The 6,000-nt window shown below is 40.2% G+C and carries 6 protein-coding genes; 1 reads left to right on the top strand and 5 read right to left on the bottom strand.

Annotation, left to right across the window (positions count from 1 at the left end; genetic code table 11):
- Positions 1-431: 431 nt before the first annotated feature.
- Positions 432-1,112 (bottom strand): class I SAM-dependent methyltransferase, encoded by a 681-nt coding sequence (locus tag V7K76_RS06820; RefSeq protein ID WP_334774724.1) that lies wholly within the window; start codon positions 1,110-1,112, stop codon positions 432-434.
- Positions 1,113-2,002: 890 nt separating this feature from the next.
- Positions 2,003-3,205 (bottom strand): FtsW/RodA/SpoVE family cell cycle protein, encoded by a 1,203-nt coding sequence (locus V7K76_RS06815; protein WP_334774723.1) that lies wholly within the window; start codon positions 3,203-3,205, stop codon positions 2,003-2,005.
- Between the two features lie 378 nt (positions 3,206-3,583).
- On the opposite strand from V7K76_RS06815, the gene V7K76_RS06810 reads away from it, so the two are divergent.
- Positions 3,584-4,087 (top strand): hypothetical protein, encoded by a 504-nt coding sequence (locus V7K76_RS06810; RefSeq protein WP_334774722.1) that lies wholly within the window; start codon positions 3,584-3,586, stop codon positions 4,085-4,087.
- A gap of 118 nt (positions 4,088-4,205) precedes the next feature.
- On the opposite strand, the gene V7K76_RS06805 is transcribed toward V7K76_RS06810, so the two are convergent.
- The 3 genes from V7K76_RS06805 to apcA all read right to left on the bottom strand — a co-directional run bounded on the left by V7K76_RS06805 (position 4,206) and on the right by apcA (position 5,678).
- Positions 4,206-4,412, bottom strand: coding sequence for a phycobilisome linker polypeptide (locus tag V7K76_RS06805; RefSeq protein WP_179064020.1), 207 nt, complete (start codon positions 4,410-4,412; stop codon positions 4,206-4,208).
- A 223-nt stretch (positions 4,413-4,635) separates the two neighbouring features.
- Positions 4,636-5,124 carry an allophycocyanin subunit beta gene (apcB, locus tag V7K76_RS06800; RefSeq protein WP_334774721.1) on the bottom strand — a complete coding sequence of 163 codons (489 nt, stop codon included), beginning with the start codon at positions 5,122-5,124 and terminating at the stop codon, positions 4,636-4,638.
- 65 nt (positions 5,125-5,189) lie between these two features.
- The gene (gene apcA, locus V7K76_RS06795) at positions 5,190-5,678 is read right to left on the bottom strand and encodes an allophycocyanin subunit alpha (RefSeq protein ID WP_292849765.1); all 489 of its coding nucleotides are present in this window, start codon (positions 5,676-5,678) and stop codon (positions 5,190-5,192) included.
- Positions 5,679-6,000: the final 322 nt, after the last annotated feature.

The raw sequence follows: 6,000 nt of genomic DNA, 5'->3' as shown, positions 1-6,000 counted from the left end.
CTTGAAGTAAGGCTTGAGCCGTGTAAGTGCGAAAGTCTTATGCACGGTTCTTAGGGGAGGGGAGAGCGGTGACGCTCAAACCTTACCCGACTACCGGCCTTCGACTGTACCAAACTACAAGCAACGCATATAGTTTATAGCGCAATACATTCAGTTAAGCCTAAAAACTAAAACTGGTGTAGGTTGGGTTTCGCTATTGCTCAACTCAACCTACTCTTAATTCTTAACCCAAGCGTAAGTAGGTAGGCGGGAAAATTTATAACTATGTAATTGCGTTCGCCCTTGGCGTTCCTGTAGGGTACGGAGCACAGCGAAGTGTTCGCGTAGCGTCTCGTAGAGAAGCAATCGCAAGGGTTTTAAGCTTTTTACATCTTGTTACATAGTTAGGTTTATTTGTGCCTACCTACTTATTGGTTTTTTAAAATATCCTCTTACAGAGATTCTCCATAGACTGTGAAAGATTTAGTTAAACCGAAAAACTTTTCTTTGTAAAGTTGTGCTTCGGGAAACAGATTCAGGAATTTTCTCTTATTCAGTAGCTTAATTGAAGTGGCTATACTTCTAGCCAGCTGTTTATCAGCCACCTTGTCATACCATCCAAGAGCAAAATTGGTTAGTAGCCATACCCGAATATTTATAGGCATAAATTGAAATAAAGGAAAAACAAAGTGGGGTTCAATCGGAAAAAAAAGATTAGGTGTTTGAACAAAATATTTTTTTCCCACTCGCATTACTTCAGTGGCCATTTGGCGCTGTTGTTCATAATCGCCTACATGTTCAATCACTGAGTTTGAATAAACTATATCAAACTCATTAGATTGAAAGTTTGCCATGTTTGTAGCATTGCCAACAACTTGCTTAATCTTTGGATGTGTTGAACTTACTTCGATAAATTTTACATTTAGTAGAGTAATTTCTACATCTTTAACTTCTTCATTCAAAAAACCTAAATTCTCCCAAAAGCTTATTGTTCCTCCAACATCGAGTATTTTTATAGGAGAAGGCATTGAATCTAATATAGATGTGAACAAAGAAAAACGCTTCTTTCTAAGCTTGCTTGCCCACGAGTCAGTCAGATTAGTATCATATATTTTACGCACGATTGTATTCATTTTTTATTCCTGTAAAAGTGGTTATTTGAAGAAATATCAACCAGTGGAAAACTTTCTTCCATTAACGCTTTTGCCTGATTCCAAATGAAAAATATTTATGCCAATTTATAAGAAGAATTCAGAACTCAGGAGCGGAGCCGGAGATTCCGAAGCTCCGGTCAGAATTCATACTGAATTCTGTACGAGTGGGTAATGAATATTCGTTAAAACCGTACTTCTCTACGAGACGCTACCGCGAACGTCCCGCTACGCGCTTTCGCCCCTGGTGGGCGAAAAAAAATTAAAATATTCTCGCCTTAAAACTCTATCCCTTTATGGGTAGAGTATTCACCAATTCTGAATTCTGAATTCTGAATTCTGACTCCTGTTTTATCCAGAGATATTTTATTACTTCAACAGTATTTTTTGTCAATATCAAGCAACTAAAATTTACACAAGCTTATTCATTAATAAGCTTGGGTTAAGACTCGATCCTGCTCAACGCGCTTTAAAAATTCTTGTTATAACGCCGTGTGCGACTTTCTCTCAGACCTAACCCCCAACCCATTCCCTACTAGCGTTGGGGAGCAAGAATCAAAGCCTATCGACCTTTCGGGGAGAGGAATGGAAGTGGGGTTTCAAGAATAAGTCGCACATCGCATTGTTATATCCTCAATGCCAAACAGTTTTCCGATTAAGTGCTTTCGAGGAATAGGGGACTTCCAAATAAAAAAATATTCAATTAACTCTTGTGGGGTCGGCGTCTCGCCCGTCCAGTTGAGATGGCGCTCATGTTGTCCACCCCACAATATTGGATAATTTATTTCTTGGAGTTCCCTAGTTTAACAATTCAAAATTCAAAATTCAAAAATAAAGAAATTGTAAAATGTTGCGGTTCTACTTCTTGATGTTCAATTCCTATTTTTATGAAAAGCTCTACGTCTTTGCCCATTTTCAACCAGAGGTTTTCGCAACGGTACTACCTCAGCTTCACTACTCTCCCGTGCTACCCGAATCAGCAACCCAGCAGCTATTAAGCTAGCAATCATAGAATTACCACCATAACTGAACATGGGCAAAGGTAAACCAGTAGTTGGTAGAGAACCTGTAGCAACACCGATATGAAGCAATGATTGTCCTACCATCAAAATTGTCACACCGATCGCAACTAATCTATGTACTATATTTTTAGCCTTCAGCGCCACAATTAATCCGAGAGTGGCGAATGTAGCTAAAAGTACTAACAACACCATACTGCCAACAAAGCCAAACTCTTCAGCGAACACCGCAAAAATAAAATCAGTATCTTGAATTGGTAAATAAAACAGCTTTTGTTGAGAAAGCCCATATCCGGCTCCCCAAGTTCTACCAGAACCCACAGCTAGTAGACTTTGCACTAACTGGTAGCCATCTCCTGTAGCATCCGCCCAAGGATTCAGGAATGACATCACCCGCTTACGCTGATACTCTTTAATACTAATACTGAGTACTGCTAATATCACTCCACCAACTGCTGTTCCTCCCAGATATTTGTAAGGTAAGCCAGCTGCAAGAGCAATTAGCCAAATCGTCATACCGCAAAGTGCCGTTGTACTCAAGTTAGGCTGGGCAAGAATTCCTAAAAGTACCAGACCGAAAACACCTAACCAAGCCAAGCGAACCCGCCAACTAATTCGTTCCCACTGACCAAAAAGCCGCGCACTTTGCAACACCAAAAATGGTTTAATTAATTCTGAAGGTTGAATCGGAATTGGCCCGATCGCAATCCAACGCGCTGCATCAAAAGCTTTTCTTCCTAATCCTGGGATCAGTGTCACGAAAATTAACGCCAAAAACAGCAACAAAAACCAATGGGATAGTCCCAAAATTTTTTGCAACGGCGAATTAACAATAATATTGAATCCAATTAAGGAAACAAAAACCCAAAGCAGTTGACGCTTAAAGTAGTACAACCCATCATTCTGACGGGCGTCAGCGACGGCATAGGATGCTGAAAATAGCATGACCAAGCCGACGAACAGCCAAATCAACGTCAACCAGCGCAACAACCGCGCTTCTAAGGCCCAGTTAGAGACTGAACTATCAAAAATTGGAATCAGGCGGCGTAGATTCACGATCAGTACAGGTAAAAAGTTAGAAATTAGGAGTTAAAAATAAAACTCATAAATCATAACTTATAACTCATAAGTAGGCTTTACAACCATAAATCTTAGAGTTGTCAACTTCAATACGCCACTAGTTCAATATTTATGACAAATTGCGATCGCTACTCCGCAACTTAAAAGTAGTATTTTATACTCAAGATTTAGATTGTTATAGTTTCAGAGCGATCGCTCGCTCGCTCGAAAATTGAATGAAAGTATTCTAAAAGTATTTATCTGAAATAGAGTACATATACGGAAGTATACAAAAGATATATGTATTATAAAAGCTAATTATATACTTTTCATAGAAATTGATAACCCTTGTACTAATCTAGGTGCAGCATAATCATGCCAACACGTATTTTTTTAGCAAATCCAGATATTGATGTTAATATTCCTAGCTATATTGAAGAAGCACTTGATGATATCAAAAATAAACCGAAGTATTATATCACCTGGAGTGCAGGTCAGGTAAAGTCAATTGATGTTGGAGATAAAGCCTACTTGAAAAAAACTGGAAAGGGGAAACGTGGTTTCATTGCGGTAGGAGAAGTAATCAAAACTGAAACTGCTGAACACCGTTTGAATGAACTTCCACTTCCTCAATATCATAATTATTCTGATGCCTATACTCAACATTTTTTTGGGAACTGCCCTACTGTATCAATAAGGCTAGATGAGGTTGTGAGTCTTAATAATCCTTTAGAAGATAGCTATCTACTAAAATTACCAAGTATGCAGGGAGTCAATCTTGTTAGGTACGGAAGTGGACAAGAACTAGGTTCTCAGTATGAAGCTGCTTTAGATGCTGAGTGGAAGAAGTACTTTAAAAAGGTTAACAAGCTTGATTAAGATTACCTTGTTTCTATATTACTTAATTACCAGGTTTTTTGTAGTATCAATTCTCAACAAAAAAGAGGTCTTTCTCGACCTCTTACCAATTCCCTAAAATAATGTTCTATTTACAGAATTACGATAAGCCAGTATTAGCACCTTGCTTACCAGTTGCCAGTTCCACCTTGATAATTGTGCCGCCTGCTTTTTGAATACGTTGCTGTTCGCGGAACCAGTTTTCATAAGGAACTAGCTTAGTAAAGTAAGTATTTTGCAGTTCGCGTTGGGTACGAATTCGGGTTTGGCTAGGAACTAGAGCAGTAATTTTAAAGAAACGGGCCATGTTTGGAAAATCTCCTGTATATTTTGTGAAAACTTTTTTTATCTCAAAATCTTGAGTGCAAATCTTTTAATCATTCCAAGGCTGGAAATCAAACATCAATACTAGACCACCAACACTCATCACGGATAATTTACCAAGATAAGCAATCTAACGTTCTAGCACTCACGGTTGATTTCCAGACCTTAATAAAGCCGCACCTAAATTCTTAAGCGCAAACTAGCTCTTAGCTTAAGCCAGAAGAGATATAGTCTAAGTAAACACCGACTTCTTTACCAGCGTCAGAACCTACCAAGCTAGCAGCTACTTCCTTGATTGCTTGGATAGCTTGCACGGTAGCACCAACGGGAACGCCCAAGGAATTATAGGTTTCCTTCAAGCCGTTTAGCACACGCTCATCTAGGATGGAAGGATCTCCAGCCAACAAAGCGTAGGTAGCGTAGCGCAGGTAATAGTCCAAATCACGAATGCAGGCGGCATAGCGGCGGGTGGTGTACATGTTGCCGCCGGGACGAGTGATATCAGAGTATAGCAAAGATTTTGCTACAGCTTCTTTAACGATCGCAGCAGCATTAGCGCTGATGGTGCTAGCAGCACGTACCCGCAGTTCGCCAGTGGAGAAGTAAACTTTCAGCTTCTCTAAAGCAGCGGTATCTAAGTATTTACCTTGAACGTCTGCGGAGTTAATGACAGCGGTAATTGCGTCTTGAGCCATGTTGTTAATTCCTTATTTCCAACCGTATTGCAATACTTCTGTTTAAGTAGGTAAACAGCTTCAACTTATCCTAGAAGGGCGCCAACTAGGTAGTCGAAGTAGCCACCAGCTTCACTAGCGTCATCACCAGAGAGCAATGTAGAAGCTCCATTCTTCAGCCCACGGATACCTTCAGCAACACCATCGATAGGAGTTCCCAAGGACTTGTAAAGTTCACGGGCACCGATAACACCAATTTCTTCGATGGGGGTAACATCACCAGCAACAATACCGTAGGTAATGAGGCGGAGGTAATAATCTAGGTCACGCAGACAGGTAGCAGTCAATTCTTGACCGTAAGCGTTACCACCAGGAGACACAACATCAGGACGCTTTTGGAACAGTTGATCGCCAGCTTGCTTAACAAGACGTTCGCGATTTTCTGTCAAAATTTGAGCAATCCGCACACGGCGCTCACCACTTGCAACAAAGGACTTGATCCGATCTAACTCACCAGGGCTGAGGTAGCGGGCTTCTGCATCAGCATTCACGATAGCTTTCGTGACAATACTCATTAATGGATTCCTCCAGTACGAATGAAACCAGGATTTGATTAAACTGGTGCGACTTTAGATTTGGTTTACTGAGTTTGTTTTTTCGTTCTTTTAGACACAACCGTTTTACAACTGCTACGGCTAATAAATTACGAGTTTGCTTGAGTCAACATAAGTCAACTAGCTTTTAAACTCAGTTACCTTCCGCAAAACATTTTCCGGCATTCTGTTGAGCATTTATGACTGCTCTTAATACTTTGTAATATTGCTTTTCAGAATTTACTGTTTTAGCAGCAATCTGAGAGCGGTATTACGAAAGGTTACGAATGGACTGGGGATTGGG

The organism is Nostoc sp., from assembly GCF_036917975.1.
GTDB lineage: Bacteria > Cyanobacteriota > Cyanobacteriia > Cyanobacteriales > Nostocaceae > Nostoc.
This window is presented reverse-complemented; position numbering and strand designations above follow the sequence as displayed.